The organism is Massilia glaciei (assembly GCF_003011895.2).
In the GTDB taxonomy this organism is placed as follows: domain Bacteria; phylum Pseudomonadota; class Gammaproteobacteria; order Burkholderiales; family Burkholderiaceae_D; genus Telluria_A; species Telluria_A glaciei.
This window is the reverse complement of the sequence record NZ_PXWF02000243.1, coordinates 22,944-43,139: the sequence shown is the minus strand read 5'-3', so window position 1 is coordinate 43,139 and position 20,196 is coordinate 22,944. Positions and strand designations below refer to the sequence as shown.

Sequence of the window (20,196 nt, the reverse complement as noted above, 5' to 3'; positions counted from 1 at the left end):
TGAACGCGCTCAAGATCGCGTTCAGTGCCAGTGGGGGTTTTTTTTGTCCGCTGCCCTCCGCGCCAAAGGCGGGCTAGAATACCGCATGCGCATACTCATCATCGAAGACAATCCAGACATCCAGGCCAACCTGTTCGATTTCCTCGCGCCCCAGGGCCATGTGCTCGATTCGGCGGCGAGCGGCTACCAGGGACTCGCACTGGCGGCGTGCAATGAATATGATGTCGTCGTCTTGGACGTCATGCTTCCGGGGCTCAGCGGCCTGGAAGTCTGCCAGAAACTGCGCAGCAAACTGAACAATGCGACCCCGGTCCTGATGCTGACCGCGCGCGACACGCTGCAAGACAAGGTGGCCGGCTTCGACAGCGGTGCCGATGATTACCTGGTCAAACCATTTTCCATGATCGAGCTTGAAATCCGGCTCAAGGCCTTGGTGCGCCGCTCGCGCGGCAACAGCGCGGGCGCGGCGCTCCTGCGCGTCGGCGAATTGAGCTTTAATACCGAAACCTACGAAGTGGCGCGCGCGGGCCAGGCGATCGCGCTCACCAAGACCGGCTTTGTCATTCTCAAGTGTCTGATGCGCGAGGCCCCCAAACTGGTGTCGCGCGAGACGCTCGAGCAAGAGGTATGGGGTGACGACCGCCCCGACAGCGACGCCTTGCGCACCCATATCCATGCTTTGCGCCAGGCGTTGGACAAGCCTTTTTCCGTTCCCATGTTGCGCACCGTTTCCGGGGTCGGATTCAAACTGGTCAACACCCATGAGACGCGCTGAATCATTGCGCCGGCGCATCGTAGTTGCCTATCTCGCGTTCGCATCCGGGGCGTCGTTGCTGTTCGCCTTGATTGCCGTGGTGGCCGTCGAAGGGATCGAGGTGCATCTGGTCGACGACCGGCTCGCCGAAATCGCCGCCTGGGCATCGCCACGCCACGCGGGGCGGCTCCCGGTCGAGATGCCGACCGGTCTGAGCTTTCATCACGGCGATGCGATTCCGACCTCGTTGCGGCGCTTGCCGCCCGGCGTGCAGGAAGTCGCGGTCGACGGCATCAGATTGCGCGTCTTTGCCGGCAAGGATGGCGCTGGCGACTATGTGGTGGTCGACCACGAGAGCGATTACGAAAAGGTCGAGCTGGTCGTCTTTTCGCTGTTTGGGCTCGGGTTTTTGGGTTTCCTCGCCTTATCGATGCTCTTTGGCGGCTTTGTCGCGCACCGCGTCGTGACGCCGATCACAACCCTGGCCAGTGCCGTCCTCGCCGGTTCGGACGACCTGCCCTTGCTCGACAGCCATGACGAGCTCGGCGTGCTGTCGCGCGCCTTCGCCGCCCACACGCGCCAGTTGCGCGATGTATTGGAGCGCGAGCGCCTGTTCACGGGCGACGTCAGCCACGAATTGCGCACGCCGCTCACCGTCATCATCGGCGCCGCCGAAATACTGTTGGCGCGGCCGACCACGTCGCCGGCGGAACGGGCGCCGGCCGAGCGCATCCTGCGCGCCGCCAACGAGGCGGCCGAATGCGTCAGCATCCTGTTGCTCCTTGCGCGCTCGCCCGAGCTGATCGCGATGCCGCCGTTGTCGGCGAGTCAGGTATGCCAAGACGAGGTGCTGCGTTTCCAGGGTTTGGTGGTGGCAAAGCCGGTTGTGCTCGGCTTTGCGGGGGGCGACGACTTCACGGTGCACGCGCCGACCGAACTGTGCCGGGCGGTGGTGGGCAACCTGATCAGGAACGCTTGCCAATACACCGAGGCCGGCGCCGTTGTGGTCCGGCTCGGGCCGCGCACCATCGTGGTCGAGGACAGCGGACCCGGCCTGCCCGCGGAGGTCCGCGCCGCCTTGGCCGACGGCCAGCCCGGGCTGGCGCTGCGCGGTTCGGACGGAACCGGGCTCGGCCTGTCGCTGGTCAGGCGTATTTGCGATTTCCTTGGCGCCGTGTTGCTGCTAAGCAGCCGCGCCAGCGGTGAGAGCGTCATCGAAGTGCGCTTCCCGCAGGACTTAACAAAATCCTGACCGTTTCTTGACGAAAGGCTGCACCGCCCTTCGCTATGCTCGGTTCCGCGCGCCGCCATCCCGGTTGGCGCATTGCAACGGGAAACCCGGGTGACCTTCTCCACATTGCGGCGCATCGACGCGCGCCTCCTGACCTTGCTGGCAGCAACGTTCTTGCTGCTGTTCGATAACCTGAATTTTTGGAGCGCCCTCGTGCACGCGACCGGTGGCTTGGCGCTGCGGACCATGCCGCTGCTGCTTGGCACCTTCGTTGTGATCTTGCTCGTCTTCAACGCCGTCCTCACCCTGGTCAATTTTCGGTTTGTGATCAAACCGGTGCTGATCATCCTGTTCATGTTGAGCGCGGCGACCAGCTGTTTCATGAGCACCTACGGCACCCATATCGACAAGGCGATGGTGCAGAATTTATTCGAAACCGATGTGTTCGAAGCACGTGAACTCTTGAACTGGCAGTTGCTGCTCACGGTGTTGCTGCTTGGGGTGGTGCCCTCGCTGGCGGTCGCCTATTGTTCCCAGCCGACCTTCCCGCGCCTGCGGCGCGACTTGTTGGGCAAGGCCACGACGGTCGGCGTGTCGATCGTCATCGCGTCGGCCCTGTTGCTCATTTTTTTCAAGAGTCTCGCCCCCACCATCCGCGAGCACCGCGAATTGCGTTTCTTGTTGACTCCGACCAATTACATCCAGGCCGTGAACGGCTATCTGAAACAGATGGCGCGCCGTCCGCTCGCCGTGGCGCCGCTCGGCACAGATGCCATCAAGGGCGAACACTGGCGCGGCAGCCGGCGCCGCACGGCGACCATCATGGTGGTCGGCGAGACCGCGCGCGCGGATAATTTCTCGCTCAATGGTTACGCGCGCGAGACCAATCCGCTGCTGTCGCGGCAGCGCGACCTGATCAACTTTTCGCAGATGCAGTCGTGCGGAACGGCAACGGCGGTGTCGGTCCCATGCGTGTTCTCCGGTCTGGGGCGGGAACACTACACGGACACCAAGCCCCGCAGTCAACAAGGGTTGCTCGATGTAATCGCGCATGCGGGTTTCAGCGTGCTCTGGCGCGATAACAACTCCGGCTGCAAGGGGGCGTGCGACCGGGTCGCGCACGAGGACTGGTCGACGCCGACGCCGGGCGAGCCCTTGTGCGATGGCGATGAGTGCGATGACGAGCGCATGCTCACGAAATTGCCGGAGCTGATACGGGGCGGCGGGCAGGACATGCTGATCGTACTGCATCAGAAAGGCAGCCATGGTCCGGCCTATTGGCGGCGCTACCCGGGTGCGTTCAAGCACTTCGGACCGGTGTGCGAAACCAATGAACTGGACCAATGCTCGCGCGAATCGATCGTCGCGGCCTACGACAACACAATCCGGTACACGGACTATTTCCGCAGCAGGGCCATCGACACGCTCCGGCAAAGCGCGTCGCTGGACGATGTCGACACGGCGCTGGTGTATTTCTCGGACCATGGCGAGTCGCTGGGCTAGAACAATCTGTACTTGCATGGCGCGCCGTATTTCATCGCGCCGTCGGAGCAGCGCCACGCCCCTTTCATGCTGTGGCTCTCCGCCGGTTTCCGCGACCGTTTCGCCATTGACAATGACTGCCTCGCGGCCAGAAGCGGCCAGCAGTTTTCGCACGATAATGTGTTCCATTCGGTTCTCGGAATGCTGAACATAAACACCGCCGTCTACAACCCCGCGCTCGACATCTTCAATGCGTGCACGAATGGCCATTGAGGCGGCGGCGCAAGCGCCGGCTGCCGGCGCGCAGCGTTCAGCGATCTTGCTGCTGTGCCTGAGCCCGCTCGTGCTGATCGGACTCGACGCCTTCACCAACATTGACCTGATGCTGGCCGACGCCATGTTCGATCCTGCCGGGCGCGCTTTTCCGTGGCGCCACACATGGCTCGCCGAGCGGTTTGGCCATGATTTGTTGAAATTGCTGTTCACCGGCCTGGGCGTTCTCGCCATCGTGCTTGCCGTTGCGCTCGAGGCCTTGGCGGCCCGCAAGCGGTGGCGGCCGTGGTGGCGCCTGCGCATGCGCGTGGTGGCGCTGTCGGCCGTGTTGGTGCCGCTTGCGATCGGCGCGCTCAAACGCGCCAGCGCCTCGCATTGTCCGTGGGACCCGCGGCGCTACGGCGGCGCCGAATCGTATGTCCGCTTGCTCGATGCGCTGCCGCCGGGGGCGCAGGCAGGTCATTGCATGCCCGCCGGCCATGCATCGACGGCATTGTGGATGGTGTCGCTGTGCGTCGTTTTGCTCCCGCACCGGCCGCGCGCGGCACTGTCGATGGCGGGCGCCATGTTGATGCCCGGTATCGCCCTTGGATGGCTGCAGCAAATGCGCGGCGCCCATTTTCTGACGCATACGCTGTGGTCCGTGTGGATCGCTTGCGCGATTGCCTCGCTGCTCTATGCGCTGGTCGTCCGACGCGAGGAGCGGGGCGCTGTTCCGCTTGAAACAGCGCCCCGCCTGCGGCCTTGCCTCCCGCTCAAGAAGCGGGACTAGAACTAGAACTAGAACTTGAAGTTGCCGTCATTGCGTTCAAGAACCGTGCCGCAGCTTGCCGGCGTGGTCAGCTCGCGGTTGCCCGAAGGGGTTGCCTGATTGCCTTCCCAGACCGCGCTGGTGCCGTTCCACTTCGCGTACTTGTATTGCACGGTCGTGTTCACAGGCAAGGTCACCGTTCCGCTCCATGGGACGTTGGCGCCGCTGCCCTGGATCGTCAGCCCGAACCCACCCGCCGGGGCCCAGCTGCCCAGGGCGCCGGCATTGCCGACCACGCGCAGCGATTGCCCCGTCACCGTGGCGGCATTGGCCGTGGTGAAGCGGACCTGGCAGCCGGCAGTGGCCGTCGTCGTCACGCTCAGCGCGCCGCTCGCAGGCGAGGTGTTGCCCGCCGCATCGAAGGCCAGCACGGTGAAACTGTAGCTGGTCGACGCCGCCAGACCGGTGTCAGTAAAGCTGTTGGTGGCGCTCGAACCAACCTGCACCGCATTGCGCAGCACCCTGTAGCCGCTGACGCCGACATTGTCGGTCGACGCCGCCCAGCTCAGACCAAGCGCGCCCGACCCGACGTTATTGCTCGCCAGCGCCGTTGGCGTACTCGGTGGCAGGATATCGCCGCCGGTGCAGGGGTTGGTGGTGGTAAGCGCCGCGCCATTGACCGCGGAGATGCCTGTGCCCATCGCATAGTTGGCGCCCCCCTTGCTATCCCACGTGCCGGCATTGTTGTTGAACGCCGCCTGCAGGCCGCCCGCGGCACCAAGCGCGATCACTTTCGACTTCCACCCGGTGCAAGCCGTCTCCATCACAAGCCCCGGCACCACGGTCCAGTTGCCCCCGGTCGGCGCGTAGTGGATATTTACCGTCGCCCAGTTGGCGTTGTTCCTGTAGTAGACCGTTGCCGAGTTGCCACCGACGGGCGTGGTGGTTACCACCAGCGCCGCGCTGGCCGCCGAGGTGTTGCCGGCCGTATCCTGCGCCTTGACCGTGTAGTTGTAGCTGGTGCCGGCGGCCAAGCCGCTGTCGTTGAAGCTGCGCGCGGCCGTGCTGGCGATCGGCACGCCATTGCGCAATAGCTGGTAGCCCGCGACCCCGACATTGTCGGTCGATGCCGACCAGCTGATGCCGGCCGAGTTTGAGCCGACGGCCGACGCGATCAGGCCCGCCGGCACCGATGGCGCGACCGTATCGGGCTTGACGGGCGTTGTGACGGCGGCCGCGGCACTCATGCCCGAAATATTTCCCGCCGCATCGTATGCCTTGATGGCATAGCTGTAGCCCGTGGCGGGGGCCGCCGTGTTGTCGACGTGTCCGGTCCCATTGACGACGCTCGCGATCTGCACGTTGTTGCGGAAGACGTAGTAACCGGCGACGCGCACATTGTCGGTCGACGCATTCCACGACACCGAGACCGTGTTGGCGTCGATCGCGGCGGCCGCAACAGCCGTGGGAGCGGTCGGCGACTGCGTGTCGATGTCGCATGGGTTGACCCCGCTCGTGACGCCGCCGTTTTCAACGCTGGAGATGGTGCTGCCCAGCGCATAGTTCTTGCCCGCGTTGCTGTCCCAACTTCCGGAGCCGTTGTTGAAGGCGGCCTGGAGCCCGGTCGCACTGCCGAGGTTGACGCTATGCATGGCCCAGCCCGCGCATGCGATCGACATGGGCACGCCGGGAACGGCGGTCCAGGTGCCGCCGGTGGGCGAGAAGTGCATATTCGCCATGGACCATGCGGCCGGCAGCCGGTAGTAGACTTTTGCCACGTTGCCAGGTGCGGTCGTGGCCGCGGTGGACGCCGACTGCGCCGACACATTGCCCGCCGCATCGACCGCCTCGATGGTGTAGTTGTAGACGGTCGCCGGCGACAAGCCGGTGTCGCTGAAGCTGGTGACGGCACTGGTGCCGATCTTGACGCCGTTGCGCAGCACGTTGTATTGCGCGACGCCGTAGTTGTCGGTCGACGCGGTCCAGCCCAACACCAGCGAGCTCGATGTGAAGCCCGACGCGACGGGCTTGCCCGGCACCGTCGGCGGCATCGCATCTGGCGCGCGCGTGGTGATGCTAGCGCCCGTATTCCTTCCCGACTGGTTGCCGGCGGCATCGAACGCCAGCATCGTGTAGCTGTAGGCGGTGGAGGCCGACAGCGCCGAATCGGTGAAGCTGTTGGTCGTCGTGCTGCCGGCCAACACGTTGTCGCGGAACACCTTGTAGCCGGTCACCGCCACGTTGTCGGTTGACGCCGTCCATGCGAGCTTGACCGAGCGATCGGTCAGTTGCGAGGATGTCACGGGCCCGGGCGCGCTCGGCGGCGTCGAATCGACGACCAGGAAGGGATACACTCCTTGCACCGTGCCATTGGTGTTTTCCACGAAGCCCGAGCCGGTGGCGCTCGGCGAATACGTCCCCGCGCCAACATGCACTTGCTGGATCTCGCTCTTGGTGACATTGCCCTTGGCATCGGTCAGCTCGATGTAATAGTCGAGCAATTGGTTACGGTAGTTGGACAGGTAGGTGTAGTACAAATCGCCCGTCTCCTGCGCCGGCAACACGGCGAGCGTGTCACGCGTGGGCGCGTTCCAGGCGACGCCGTTCATGTCCGGCCGCAAGTCGCGCACCTGCATCGGATACGACTGCCACGCGCCGACATTGGCCGGCGTCACCGACAAACCGGGCTTGCCTACCATAGCCGCCGGATCGAAGACCTTGTAGGTGTCGTCGATGGCGCTGATGTTATTGCTGGCGTGAACGCGCACTTTGACCGTCGCGTTGGTTATGCCGGACAAGTCGTAGGCGTAGGTGTAGATCGCGAAATCATTGCTGTAGTGCTGCACGGTCCAGCCCTCGGCCTTCGAGGCATTCACCGAGCCCGGATTGTACGGATAGCGCTGCGGCCACCACATCGACGGTCCGGTCCGGTCCTGCGGCAGCCGCGCAGCCACATAGGGCTTGGAGAACGCCAACGAATTGTTGAAGGCGAGCGTGGGCTTGACCGAATCGTCCTTGTTTTCATCGTAGTAACCGAAACCCGAATCCATCGCCGGCAGCAAGAAATACCAGGCCAGCTCGGCCGGGTTGGCGCCGCCCGCGTAGTCGGCGCCGGCGTTGCCCTTGACCGGATACGACATCATCCACGGGTTGAGCTGGTTGCCCGGGTGGGTCACCTGGTTGTCTAGCGCGGTGGTCGGCGACCAATGTGCCGGGTGGGCGTCGAGCCAGATCTGTTCGGACGTCTTGGCGTAGTTCATCGACGCCTGCAGCAGTGCGAAATTGCGCTCGAGATAATGCCAGCCGTATTCGAACGAGACGGTGGCCCCCTCCTGCAAGCCCTTCAAATTGACCTTCGGGCTCAGGTTGGTGCCGTTGACGCGATTGAACTCGGCGAACTGTCCCTTCCAGATCAGGAACGGCAGGCGCCAGTGGTACCAGGTCGGGTCCGACGAGGAGTCGCGCGTGTCGACCCAGGAACCGTCTTGCACGTGTTGCACGTCGGTGGCGGGGATCGGCTTGGCCTTGAGGTACTCGTCGATGCCGAGGCAGTAGCCGTTGCCGGCGCAGGTTGTGCTGTGGCCGGCTTGCCAGGTCGACAGCGCGCCCGCGCGCCCGCTCGAATTGTCGCCGTCGTGCGCCACCACGAAGAACTGGCGCGGCTCGAGCGCGGCGTACGGGGCGATCTCGTCGACCGTGGTCGAGCCTTCCCAGCCCTCGAGCCACGAACCGTTCTGGCTCACCGGAATGCCGGCGATCTTGCTCACGGCGCCCGTGTGCGGATCGACATGGCGCACCCAGTGCGGGGTCGAGGCGAACGGGAATTTATTGACGATCACTTGCTGCTCGTGCGCCATCTGGGCCGCGACCCAGCTGCCGACGCTTGATGTGTTGCGCAGGTCGGCCCGGTTCGGCGGCGAGACGATGGTGTCGCCGGTCGCGTCGTAGGTGGCGTAGGGGTAGTCCTTGAGCGTGCGCGAAAAATGGTTATTGCCGAGCACCGACCACTGAACGCCAAGCTTGGCCAGCGTCGGAATGAGGCGGTCGGAAAACCCCAGTTCGGTGGGGAAGAAGCCCTTGGAGGAGACGAATTTGCTGCCCAGGAAATGCGGCTGTGCCAGCGTGACGTTCTGGTAGATCAGGTCTTTGAGAAAATAGTCGGCGCCCACCAGCGGCCCCATCGTATGGTGGCCCGTGAAGTGGACGGTGTCGAGCGTGCGCTGGTTGTTGACCGTCTTGAGCGTGCTGAAGGTGTCGGCCCAGCGCTGGCCCCAATTGCTGTCTGAATAGCCGGGCACGTTCTGCAGCGTCGTCAGGCTCTGCACATTGTTGATCACGGCGCCCGACATCGTCACATGCACCTGGCCCTTGGCGCCGGACCAGTTCTGCATCTCGTTGGCCACCTGCATCGGCCAGTATTGGTAGGCACCGGTCTTGGCATCGTGCGAGTAGTAGGCGACCAAGTCGTCGTGCGGCATGATGGCGCCGCCCAGCGAGGCGGGCAGGAAATAGCTGTAGCCGGATGGCGGATTCTGCTTTAGCGCGATGACCTCGCCGTCGTAGAGGTAGCGCACGGGCGCCCCAAGCGCGGTCGCGTTGTATTTGGCCATGACATCGACCGCATAGAAGGGCCAGAAATTGGGCATGTGGTTGTGATACAGGTGCGCGGCCGGGATCGGGCCGGCCCAGCCGGTGCTGCCGATGCCGCCGGCAAAAATGGCGGCTAGGCAAAGCGCCAGCGGCTTTTTACGAAAAACCATGTGAAACTCCTTTAAAGGCATGACCATCAGGGAACTACTCACGAAAAATTCGAAACAGCCGGACGCGCACCGATGGCCGCACAGGCGCCCGAAAAAAGGGCGCGACGGGGCCTCGCGGGCGAATGCGACTTGAAAAACGTGGGGGGTGTCTCCGTCCTGGCTGCCCTTTTCGGGTCTCTGGGCTGTGACGTATTATTACTACCACGGCGCGTGATCGGCGGGCGTCAAACGCGGTGTATAGTCGGATAACGTTACCTTCTCGATTCCTAAATGTCAACAATTGCATTGACTTAGTTGTAGTAATACTACTTTCGGCATGATTGTTTGGGTCTCGCCGCAGCGGGAAAGCGCCGCCCCAAGGCATGCATTGCGAGATGGAAAAAATGTTGGGGCGAAACGAAGGACTGCGGTGTCAAGGCGACTTGTCCGCCCTGTCGGCGCGCGCGGAAAAGCGGAAAAGCGGAAAAGCGGAAAAGCGGAAAAGCGGAAAAGCGGAAAAGTTGAATGGCAAGAAAGTGGTCGGCGTCCCGCGCGGCGGGGCGCCGACGGATGCTTACACGCCCCAGAGGATGTCGTGTCCACCGCTCTTAGCGGCGCGCATCATTTCCAGCAATGGATAGGCGCGCGTCGCAAAGGTGACCATTTCGGCCGCTTCGTGGTCGTTGTCATCGCCGTCCTCGCCGTGGTGGGCGTTGACGTCGCGCGTGACTTCTTCGGAGGCGGCGTGCTTGCGACTTTCGGCCACCTCGTGTTCGAGCAATGCGACAGCATGCGCGGCTTCGGCCGCCGTGATGACCCCACGGTGAAGGTCTTTATTGAGCAGCTCGAGAATGCGTTTCGCGTGTTCTTGGTACATCACGACTTCTGCGGCTGCCTTCGATCTGAACGTAATTAACATGGTAGCTCTCTGAATGTGTTGTTAGTGAAGAAACGATAGCACGAGTCGGCGCTTCAGTCATTTATTGCGTGTGTGCACCTTCACGCGGGACGCAGTCGAAGCAGGTAGCCGAGGCCGAGCATGCCGGCCAGGATCCCCGCGATTGCGCCGGCGACGAACAGGAACGGCATCGGCGCAAGCGCGCCGGTGGCGACGGCCAACACCAGATAGGCCAGGGCTGCCCAGCAGATATTGCCGACCAATTCGAACGCCGTGCACAGCACGTTTCCCTTGCCGCGCGCATTGAAACTGCCGCGCGCGGCGGGGCGCGCGAGCCAGTGGACGATCAGCGGCGCGCTGAGGCTGGCGCCGCCGGCGAGCAAAAACATCAGCGCGCTCGCCAGCGGCTGCGAAAGGCCGGTCCACAGGAGCGGCGGCACCATCAGGGCCAGCGAGGGAAGCGCCGCGGCCGCCAGCTTGGCGCGCCGGATCGTGCCCTGTCCGCAGGGGGCGGCGCGCAGCAAATCCGGCGCGTCTTCGGCCGCGATGGTGACCCATGCCAGCGCGGCGGCCAGCGAGCCGCACAGGAACGCGAGGCCGGCGGCCATGCCCACCAGCGCCGAGCTTCCTTTGACGATCAGCATGCCCCCCAGCGGGAGGATGAACAGCAGTTGCAGCAACACTTGCGAAATGAGCTGCGGGTCGCGCAGGATCAGGCGCATCTCCTTGCGCAGCACGATGCGCGTTAGGCTGGTGTCGAAGTGGAAGCGAAGTTCGCCGGCGGGCCGCTCGGACGCGCGCACGGTGCTGACGGCCTGTTGCAGGCCGCGCACGAAGAAGCCATGGGTCCAGCGCACCGTCAGAAGGAACATCGCCAAGGCGGCCATCACCAGGCATAGCAGCGGCAAGGGCGCGCCCAGAACGGCTTGCCCCGGGAGCCACGCCCAGCTCTCCGGCCCCAGCCAGCGGCCCGGCGCGAGCATGGGCTTTATGCGCGCCATCACGCCAGCGGTGGCGCTTCCAAACGCATCGGAAAACAACTGCGAAAACAAAAATACCATCGTGCCCGACAGCGCGCCGAGCACCTGCGCGACGACGCGCGTGCGCCGCACGCCAAGCGCGCGCACCAGCGCAAGCGTCAGCAGCATCGCGACGGATGCGCTGATCGCAGCCATGCCGATGATCGAAGGGTAGATCGCCAGCCAATGGAACTGGCCGAGCGCCAGGCCGGCGTTGGCAAACGGCGCGAGGAAAAACAGGAACAGGCCCGCCACCCCGCCCGCCACGGCGGCCAGCCGCGCCGTGAAGATGCTGCGCGAGGAAATCGGCGACGACAACAGCAGATCCAGATCGCCGCGTTCGAACAGGGCTTCGACGCTGAACTTGAGGGCGCCCGAGAGCATCAGCGTGAACAGGACGGCGAGCACGAGGGTGGCGACCATCGCCATCTGCGGCGCCAGCGTGCGCCCGCCGCCGCCGTTGAGGGGAAGCAGCATCGCGAAGGCGATGCCATGCAACAGCAGGGTCAGGACGCACCACACCGCAATATTGCGTTTGTTCATGTGGCGTCCGGCGGCGCCCTTGTTGAGGGTCGCATTGAGCCCGTAAAGAAAGATCCGGAACTCGTGCCAGAGCAGCCAAAGCGCGCCGCCCGGTGCCAGCGTCATGGCTGCCCAGTCAGGTGCAGGAACACGTCCTCGAGCGTGCCGCCGTCGGATTGCTCGCGCAACTGCGCCAGCGTGCCCTGCGCAATCAGGCGGCCGTGCTGGATGATGCCGATGCGCTGGGCCAGCCGCTCCGCCACCTCCAGGATATGGGTGGTCAGGATCACGGTGCCGCCGTCCTTGACGTGCGCGAGCAGCAAGTCCTTGACCTGGCGCGCTGCGGCGGCGTCGAGGCCGGTGAGCGGCTCGTCGAGGATCAGCAATTGCGGCGCGTGGATCAGGGCGCCCGCGAGCGCGAGCTTTTGTTTCATCCCGCGTGAAAAGCCCTCGGTCAGCTCGTGCGCGTGCCGGCTCAGGTCGAGCCAGTCGAGCAGTTCGCGCGCGCGCGGCTCGGCCTGCGCCGGCGCGATGCCCCACAGGCCGGCGACGAATTCAAGGTATTCGGTCGGCTTGAGTTTGGCATACAGCATCGGGTCGTCTGGCAGGTAGGCCATCTTGCGCTTGGCCCCGGCCGGGTCGGTGGCGAGGTCGGCGCCGAGCACTTCGATGCTGCCCGCGTCGGGCGCGAGCAGGCCGGCGACCATGCGCAGCGTGGTGGTTTTGCCGGCGCCGTTGGGCCCGAGCAGGGCATACAGCTCGCCGCGCTTGACGCTCAGGTCGAGCCGGTCGACGGCCGGGCGGCCGAAATGCTTGCTCACGCCGCGCAGGCGCAAGGCGTCGTCCTGGCCGTGCTGTGGAAAATCGGACTGGCTGTCGTTCAAGTTCACGGGCGTCCTGTCGACCTATTACTGCAGCTTGAACGATGACATGAACATCTCGACCTGCTCGCGCGGCGCGACTTTGTCCTTGCCCATCACGATGACCTGATAGAAGCGCTTGTCGCGCGCCTCGAAGCGCCCGACCAGCCGCATCGGCACGCCTTTTTGCGCGCCGGTCGCTTCGACGTCGACGCGTGACGAGCGCGTCGGGCCGGACGGCCCCGTCTTTTCTTGCGCGCGCGTGCTTTGCTTCGTGATCTTGGCGTCTATGTTGCGCAGCAAGGCCGTCTGCATCGCTGCCAGGGCCGCCTCGGCCTTGGCCGCGTCGGGCGCCTGCGCGCTGCCGACCGCGAACGTGATGCCGTCGACCTGCGCGGCCGTCATCGTCATCTCGACTTGCATGCCGTCGAGGTCGATCGTGCGTTTGTGGCTGATGGGTTTTTCTGGAAACAAAACGCTGTAAGGGGCGTCGGGACTGGTGTAGTCGCGCCAGTTGTATTTGGGGCTGCAGGCGGCCAGGGCGATGGCCGCCAGGGTGCAGGTCAGGATTGTTCTAATTGAAATTGTGCGCATAGCCAGATGGTAGCAGGATGGCGCGCGCCGCGCCAAGTCGCAGGGAGCGCAGGCATGCCAACGCTAGCGTTCGCGCAGCGCCCTGCGGTAATCGATCGCCCCGGCAACGTGATCGCAATTGACGCCGTGCGCGCCGCCCAGGTCGGCGATGGTGCGCGCCACCTTGAGCACGCGGTGGTAGGCGCGCGCCGACCAATGCAGGTGCAGCATCGTCTTGAGCAACAGTTGGCGGCCGGCTTCATCGGGGCTGCAGTGGAGGTCGATCTCGCGCGTGCTCAGGCGCTGGTTCGATTTTCCTTGGCGCTCGAACTGGCGCGCGTAGGCCACCGCCACGCGCGCCGCGATGACCGCGCTGGTATCGCCGTCGGCGTCCGCGCTGAGCAATTCGGGCGGCATCGCAGCGACCTCGATCTGCATGTCGATGCGGTCGAGCAAAGGGCCCGAGATGCGGTCCTGGTAGCGCAGCACGGTGTCGGGCATGCAATGGCATTTGTTCGATTTATGGCCGAGCCAGCCGCACGGGCAGGGGTTCATCGCCGCGATCAGCTGGAAGCGCGCCGGAAAGTCGGCGTGTTGGGCCGCGCGCGAGATCGTGATGCGGCCCGATTCGAGCGGCTGGCGCAAGACCTCGAGCACGCGGCGGTCGAATTCGGGCAGCTCGTCGAGGAATAGAACGCCGCAGTGGGCGAGCGAGACTTCGCCCGGACGCGGCACCGTGCCGCCGCCCACCAGCGCCACGCCCGAACTGGTGTGGTGCGGGCTGCGGAACGGCCGGGTTTTCCACAACGCGGCATTGAAGCGGCCCGTCAGCGATTGCACCGCTGCCGACTCGAGCGCCTCTTCTTCGGTCATCGGCGGCAGCAGGCCGGGCATGCGCGAGGCGAGCATGGTCTTGCCGGCGCCGGGAGGGCCGACCAGCAACACGCTGTGCGATCCGGCGGCCGCCACTTCGAGCGCGCGCTTGACGTGATCCTGTCCCTTGACGTCGGAAAAGTCGGGGTACTCGGGCGGCGTCGGTTTGTCTTCGCTGGTGTAGCGCGCCAGGCCGGGCTCGCCGCCGGCGGTGGCGAAATGGGCGCACACCTGCAGCAGCGAGGCGGCCGGATAGATCGCCGCGCCGCCGACCAGGGCGGCCTCGGCGGCATTGGCCTGCGGCAGGATGAAAGCGCGGCGCGCGCTCTCGGGGCCGCAGTGCATGGCGTAGGTCATGGCGAGCGCGCCGCGCACCGGACGCAACTGGCCCGACAGCGACAGCTCGCCGGCGAACTCGTAGCGGTCGAACTGGGTCTTGGGAATCATGCCGGCAGCGGCGAGGATGCCGAGCGCGATCGGCAGGTCGAAGCGGCCCGATTCCTTGGGCAGGTCGGCCGGCGCGAGGTTGACCGTGATGCGGCGCGAGGGAAACTCGAAGCCCGCGTTTTGCAGGGCCGCGCGCACCCGGTCCTTCGATTCGCGCACCTCGGCGTCTGGCAGGCCGACGATCGTGAAATTGGGCAGGCCGTTGGCGAGGTGGACTTCGACGTTGACGGGCAGGGCGTCCATGCCGGCGAGTGCGCGACTTCTCAGTACGGCAAGGCTCATGGGCGGATCCTGGAGGGGGCGGAGATAGACCCGGCAGATGGTAAGCGTCGCTTGCCGCTCCCGATTGAGCGTGAGCAAACGTGCGACCGGTGCGGCCGATTGCACGACAGTTTTTAGAACATCAACACCTGATATGTGTGCATAAATTCTTTCTCATAATGCTTTCATTTTGCGGAAAATTTTGAACACCAAATTAGCTCCGTTTCTTCGGAAAAATGTTGCTAAACAACCGAATCCGTTTGGAAATTTCCCTGAGGTATTTTGGTTTTCATCTAGTCTTCAATGCGCGTGCCACAAGCGATCCCCGAACGAAGGCAGGCCCGGCAGTAGAGGGTGGAGCGGTCGCCGCGGCTGTGTCCGCCACCAGATGTCAATCGAGAAAAACCTGAGGAATGAAATGAGGAAAATGCATTCGACCACCCCACCACTGTTGAAAATTTGCGTGGCAGCAGTGATCGGCGCCAGTCCGCTGCTGGCCCTGGCGGCAGCACCGGATATGTCCGCGCAAGGGGAAGCGCAAATGCTGATCGGCCAGACCGATCGCATGATCGTCAAATACAAGGACGGCAAATCGGCACGAAAACATTTCCGGGCGCACGTGCCGTCGATGTCCGAGCTCCGCATGGCGATCCTGAAACGCGCCGGCCAGCAGTTCGGCGTGGCGCTAAAGGCGCTGCACGGCACCTCCACCGGTGCCAACATCGTCCAGATCGGCAGAAGGATGGCGGTGGCCGAGGTGGCGGCCCTGGCGCGCGAACTCGAGGCGCGCGATCCGGACGTGGAGTACGCCGAACCGGACCGCATCATGGTCGCCCAGTTCACCCCCAACGACCCGCGCTACGGCGAGCAATGGCATTACTTCGAAAACACCGGCGGCTTGCGCGCCAATGTGGCCTGGGATGTCGCCACCGGCAGCGGCGTCAACGTGGCCGTGATCGACACCGGCTATCGTCCCCACGCCGACCTCGCCGGCCAGTTCGTCGGCGGCTACGACTTCATCACCGACACGGCGTTGGCCGCCGACGGCAACGGCCGCGACAGCGACGCCAGCGATCCGGGCGACTCGACCATATCGGGCCAATGCGGCAGCGGCTCGGGCGCGTCGAATTCGAGCTGGCACGGCACCCATGTGGCGGGCACCATCGCCGCCAGGACCAACAACGGCGCCGGGGTCGCCGGCGTCGCCTTCAACGCGAAAATCGTTCCGGTGCGCGTGCTCGGCAAGTGCGGCGGCTAAACCTCGGATATCGCCGACGCCATCATCTGGTCCTCGGGCGGCGCCGTCAGCGGGGTGCCGGCCAACGCCAATCCCGCGCGCGTGATCAACATGTCGCTGGGCGGCGGCGGCGCCTGCGGCAGCACGACGCAAAACGCCATCAACAGCGCGCGCTCGCGTGGGGCAGTGGTGGTCGTCGCGGCCGGCAATTCGAGAATGGACGCCGGCGGCGCCTCGCCGGCCAACTGCGCCGGCGTGGTCACCGTGGCGGCGAGCAACCGCAGTGGCGGGCGCGCCTCGTATTCGAACTACGGCGCGGTGGTCGATGTGGCCGCGCCCGGCGGCGACACCGGCGGCGGCGTCCTCTCGACCCTCAACGCGGGCGCCACGACGCCGGGCGCCGACAGCTACGCGTATTACCAGGGAACCTCGATGGCGACGCCGCATGTGGCCGGGGTGGCCGCGCTGATGCTGTCGAAGACCCCGGGCCTGACGCCCGACCAGATCGAGAGCACGCTCAAATCGACCGCGCGCGCCTTCCCGGCCAGCTGCGGCGGTTGCGGCGCGGGGATCGTCGATGCGGGGCGCGCGGTCGGCGCCGCCGTCACGCCGCCAGCGCCGCCGCCGCCCACTCCGAGCGGCAGCAACGAGGTCGAGCCGAATGGCACGCTCGGCGGCGCCAATTCGGTCACGGTCAGCGGTACCGTCATGAACGGCAATATGGGCAGCGCGAGCGACAGCGACTTCTTCGTGCTGCAACTGCCGCCCGGACGCAGGCTGACCGCGGCCCTGGCCATGGCATCGTCCAGCGCCGACTACGACCTGTACGTCTACAGCAGCAATGGCAGCCTGATCGGATCGAGCGAGAACCCGGCGGGCCAGGGCGACACCGTCAGCGTCACCAATCCCTACAGCGCGACCTACGCCCGGTATGTGCGCGTCAGGTACTACAGTGGCGGCACCGGCGCCACCAACGGCAGGTACACGCTCAAGCTGAGCTGGTAAGCGGCCGCTGTTGCAACAAAGCAGGGGACCGGCCAAGCGCCGGTCCCTTTTTTATCGGCTGCATCATTCGCGCGCGCAAGGCCCGGCGTGGTCATCCGCACGCCAGAATGTCGCTTGGATACATGAGGATACAAAACCTTGAGTCTTGGAAATGATCTGGTTACATGGGCCAATTAGGATGGGGGCGATAGTAATATGTCAGCAGCGCTGACCGTCTTTACGCCCGCTCGGAGTTTCCTGATGTTCATTGATACCATTCGCTGGCTCGCCGCCGCGGCGCTGATGTCCACGCCCCTGGCCGCCGCAGCGCAGTCCGCGCCCGAGCGCGCGCGCACCGAGCAGGTCGAGGTGAGGCTGATCAGCGAATTCGCCAGCGTGGCGCCCGGCCAGACGGTGTACCTGGGCCTCGAACAAAAGATCATTCCACACTGGCACACCTACTGGAAAAATCCCGGCGACTCCGGCACCAGCACCAGCATCAAGTGGACGCTGCCAAAGGGCGTGGCGGCAAGCGACATCATCTGGCCCGCGCCAAGCCGCTTCGACATCGGCCCCGTCACCAACTACGGTTACTCCGACCAGGTCGTCTTGCTGACAAAACTGGCGGTGCCGGCGTCGCAGGCGATCGGAAGCGTGATCCCGGTCGAGGCGAAAGCGAGCTGGCTTGTATGCGAGGAAAGCTGCATTCCGCAAGACGCCACGCTGAGGATCACGCTGGCGGTGGCGGCAACGGCATCGGCGAACAGCGAACACAAGCGGATCATCGACGCGGCCCTGGAAAGAATCCCGCCGGCCGTCGGCTGGCCGGCCGCCTACCAGCGCCAGGACGGCAAACTGCAGGCGCGGCTGACCTTGCCGGCGCGGGTCGGCGGCAAGTCCGCGTCGGAATTCGTCGGTCGGCACACCCTGCGCTTCTACCCGGCCGAATGGGGGACGGCGGCCCACAATGCCGCCCAATCGTTCAGGCTCGACGGGCAGCAGCTCACGATCGGGCTTGTCCCCGGCGAGACGCCCCCCGCGCAAGGCGGCCAGGTGCGTGGCGTGCTGGTGGCGGAGGAAAAGACCGCGCCCGGGGGCAAAAGCGCGATCGTCCACGCGGTCGAACTGGGCGCGGGCGCGGCCGCGCCCGGCCCCGGCCCCGGCCCCGGCCCCGGCCCCCACAAAACGGTGGCGCGGGCACCCGCGCCAAGCGGCGACGGCATCACCTTGTGGCGCGCGCTGCTGCTCGCCTTTGCCGGCGGCATCGTGCTCAACCTGATGCCCTGCGTATTCCCGGTGCTGTCGATCAAGGCCCTTGGCCTGCTCAAGTATTCCGAATTGAGCAGCGCGCAGAAACGCATGCAGGGCTTCGCCTACACGGCCGGCGTGCTGGCAAGCTTCAGCCTGCTGGCGCTGGCGCTGATCGTCATCAAGAACCTGGGCGCGCAGGTGGGTTGGGGCTTCCAGTTCCAGTCGCCGTATTTCGTGCTCGGGGTCGCCTACCTGATCTTTGTCGTCGGCCTTAGCCTGTCCGGCGTGTTCGCGCTCGGAGGCCCGGCCAACCTCGGCGCCGGCCTGGCCAGGCGCGGCGGCCACACCGGCAGTTTTTTCACGGGCGTGTTGGCCACCATTGTCGCCACCCCGTGCACGGCGCCGTTCATGGGCGCCGCGCTCGGCTTCGCGCTGGCCCAGCCCTCGCTCGTGCTGTGGCTGGTCTTCATGGCGCTCGGCCTCGGCCTGGCGCTGCCTTACATGCTGATCAGCGCCTGGCCCGCGCTGCACCGGATGCTGCCCAAGCCCGGCCTGTGGATGGAGCGGCTCAAGCAGGCGCTGTCCTTCCCGATGTACGGCGCCGCCGTGTGGCTGGTGTGGGTGCTCGCGCAGCAGGCGGGCGTGAACGCGGTGCCGCTGGCGCTGGGCGGCATGATCATGCTGGCGCTGATCGCGTGGATCTTCGACAGCACCCGCGCCACCAGCGGCGCGGCGCGGCTGGCGGCCAACGGCGTGCTGCTGGCGGCAACCCTGGCCACGGTCGGCCTCAGCTTCCAGGCGGTGGGCTTGCTGGCCGCTTCGCCCGCGCCAACGGGGCAAACGGCGCAAGGGGGCGCGGGGCAGGACTGGGAGGCGTATTCGCCGCCGCGGCTGGCCGCGCTGCGCGAGCAGGGCAAGCCGGTGTTCATCAACCTGACGGCCGCCTGGTGCATCACCTGCCTGGTCAACGAGAAGGTGGCGCTGAGCCAGCCGGCGTTCAAGGAATTGCTGCACAAGGAGGGCATCACCTATTTGAAAGGCGACTGGACCAACCAGGATGCCGACATCAGCGCCTTGCTCAAGCAATACGGCCGCAGCGGCGTGCCGCTGTATCTGTTCTACCCCTCGGGCGCGGGATCTGAGGCAGTTGTGCTGCCCCAGATCCTGACGCATGACATCGTCGGCTCGGCCTTGCGTTCAAAATAGCGCCGGCGCCTTTTTAACTCAACTGAAACTTCAAGGAGAAACGGTATGTCGTCAACAATCAAGCAACTGGTCAAGGCAGCGGTCACCGCCGGTTTTCTGGCCGCGGCATCGGCCGCGATGGCGAACGCCGAACTGAACAAGCCGGCGCCGGCGTTCGACGCGGTCTGGGTCGATGGCAAGCCGCTCAATCTCGACGCCTACAAGGGCAAGACGGTGGTGCTCGAGTGGACCAACCACAAATGCCCGTTTGTTGAAAAGCACTACGAGAGCGGCAACATCCCGAATCTGCAGAAGGACGCCGCCGCCAAGGGCGTGGTGTGGCTGCAGGTGGTGTCGTCGGCGCCGGGCAAGCAAGGCCATGTGGACAGCGAAACGGCCCGCAAGCTCAATGCCGAGCGCAATGCCGCGCCCGCCGCGACCCTGCTCGACTCGACCGGCAAGATCGGCAAGCTTTACGGCGCGCAAACCACGCCGCATATCTTCATCGTCGATGCGGCCGGCCAGCTGGTCTACAAGGGCGGCATCGACAGCATCCCGACCGCCGACAAGGATGACTTGCCGAAAGCCGAAAACTACGTGGCCGCCGCCCTCGCTTCGATCCGCGCCGGCAAGCCGGTCGCGAAGGCCAGCACCAAGCCCTACGGCTGCTCCATCAAGTACGCGGGCTGAACCGCGGACCGCCGGCCCGGCGCCGTCGTCCGGGATTGGAGCATCCGGACGAGCGCGGCCGCGGCACCGAATGTCATGGAGGGTGTCGTCGGTGGACGGTTTGGCCCTGTCCGGCAGCGGCGCGGCTCGCACGCAGTCCGCTATTTCCCACCGCAAAATTATGCAA

General features: G+C 65.3%; 13 protein-coding genes and 1 pseudogene. 8 read left to right on the top strand and 6 right to left on the bottom strand.

The window, feature by feature from the left end; genetic code table 11:
* The first annotated feature begins 85 nt into the window (after positions 1 to 85).
* The 5 genes from C7C56_RS16010 (at position 86) to C7C56_RS15995 (ending at position 4,512) form a co-directional block, all read left to right on the top strand.
* Positions 86 to 775, top strand: a complete 690-nt coding sequence (locus C7C56_RS16010) for a response regulator transcription factor (protein ID WP_106758371.1) — start codon at positions 86 to 88, stop codon at positions 773 to 775.
* A complete protein-coding gene (locus tag C7C56_RS16005; protein ID WP_106758370.1) occupies positions 762 to 2,006 on the top strand; it encodes a sensor histidine kinase in 1,245 nt (414 codons plus the stop codon). The genes C7C56_RS16010 and C7C56_RS16005 overlap by 14 nt, the downstream gene beginning before the upstream one ends.
* Positions 2,007 to 2,096: 90 nt before the next feature.
* Positions 2,097 to 3,488 carry a phosphoethanolamine transferase gene (locus tag C7C56_RS16000; RefSeq protein WP_229458809.1) on the top strand — a complete coding sequence of 464 codons (1,392 nt, stop codon included), beginning with the start codon at positions 2,097 to 2,099 and terminating at the stop codon, positions 3,486 to 3,488.
* 12 nt (positions 3,489 to 3,500) lie between these two features.
* Positions 3,501 to 3,740 carry a hypothetical protein gene (locus C7C56_RS29955; RefSeq protein WP_229458808.1) on the top strand — a complete coding sequence of 80 codons (240 nt, stop codon included), beginning with the start codon at positions 3,501 to 3,503 and terminating at the stop codon, positions 3,738 to 3,740.
* Positions 3,730 to 4,512 (top strand): phosphatase PAP2 family protein, encoded by a 783-nt coding sequence (locus C7C56_RS15995; RefSeq protein ID WP_229458807.1) that lies wholly within the window; start codon positions 3,730 to 3,732, stop codon positions 4,510 to 4,512. The genes C7C56_RS29955 and C7C56_RS15995 overlap by 11 nt, the downstream gene beginning before the upstream one ends.
* Before the next feature lie 8 nt (positions 4,513 to 4,520).
* On the opposite strand, the gene C7C56_RS15990 is transcribed toward C7C56_RS15995, so the two are convergent.
* The 6 genes from C7C56_RS15990 to C7C56_RS15965 form a co-directional block, all read right to left on the bottom strand.
* On the bottom strand, positions 4,521 to 9,251 hold the full coding sequence (locus C7C56_RS15990) for a carbohydrate binding domain-containing protein (protein ID WP_106758375.1): 4,731 nt from the start codon (positions 9,249 to 9,251) through the stop codon (positions 4,521 to 4,523).
* Between the two features lie 553 nt (positions 9,252 to 9,804).
* On the bottom strand, positions 9,805 to 10,149 hold the full coding sequence (locus C7C56_RS15985; protein WP_106758369.1) for a DUF1840 domain-containing protein: 345 nt from the start codon (positions 10,147 to 10,149) through the stop codon (positions 9,805 to 9,807).
* An 80-nt stretch (positions 10,150 to 10,229) separates the two neighbouring features.
* Positions 10,230 to 11,795 carry an ABC transporter permease gene (locus C7C56_RS15980; protein WP_106758368.1) on the bottom strand — a complete coding sequence of 522 codons (1,566 nt, stop codon included), beginning with the start codon at positions 11,793 to 11,795 and terminating at the stop codon, positions 10,230 to 10,232.
* Positions 11,792 to 12,559, bottom strand: coding sequence for an ABC transporter ATP-binding protein (locus C7C56_RS15975; protein ID WP_229458806.1), 768 nt, complete (start codon positions 12,557 to 12,559; stop codon positions 11,792 to 11,794). The genes C7C56_RS15980 and C7C56_RS15975 overlap by 4 nt, the downstream gene beginning before the upstream one ends.
* Positions 12,560 to 12,577: 18 nt before the next feature.
* Entirely contained in the window at positions 12,578 to 13,123 is a 546-nt protein-coding gene (locus C7C56_RS15970) for a hypothetical protein (protein ID WP_106758367.1), read from the bottom strand.
* Positions 13,124 to 13,186: 63 nt separating this feature from the next.
* Positions 13,187 to 14,704 carry a YifB family Mg chelatase-like AAA ATPase gene (locus C7C56_RS15965; RefSeq protein ID WP_106758366.1) on the bottom strand — a complete coding sequence of 506 codons (1,518 nt, stop codon included), beginning with the start codon at positions 14,702 to 14,704 and terminating at the stop codon, positions 13,187 to 13,189.
* 367 nt (positions 14,705 to 15,071) lie between these two features.
* On the opposite strand from C7C56_RS15965, the pseudogene C7C56_RS15960 reads away from it, so the two are divergent.
* From C7C56_RS15960 to C7C56_RS15950, 3 genes and pseudogenes are all read left to right on the top strand, one after another.
* Positions 15,072 to 16,925 (top strand): annotated as a pseudogene (locus tag C7C56_RS15960) (S8 family peptidase).
* 240 nt (positions 16,926 to 17,165) lie between these two features.
* Positions 17,166 to 19,361, top strand: coding sequence for a protein-disulfide reductase DsbD family protein (locus C7C56_RS15955; protein WP_219933169.1), 2,196 nt, complete (start codon positions 17,166 to 17,168; stop codon positions 19,359 to 19,361).
* A 45-nt stretch (positions 19,362 to 19,406) separates the two neighbouring features.
* Complete coding sequence (locus tag C7C56_RS15950; protein WP_106758365.1) at positions 19,407 to 20,030, top strand: redoxin family protein; 624 nt, start codon at positions 19,407 to 19,409, stop codon at positions 20,028 to 20,030.
* Positions 20,031 to 20,196: the final 166 nt, after the last annotated feature.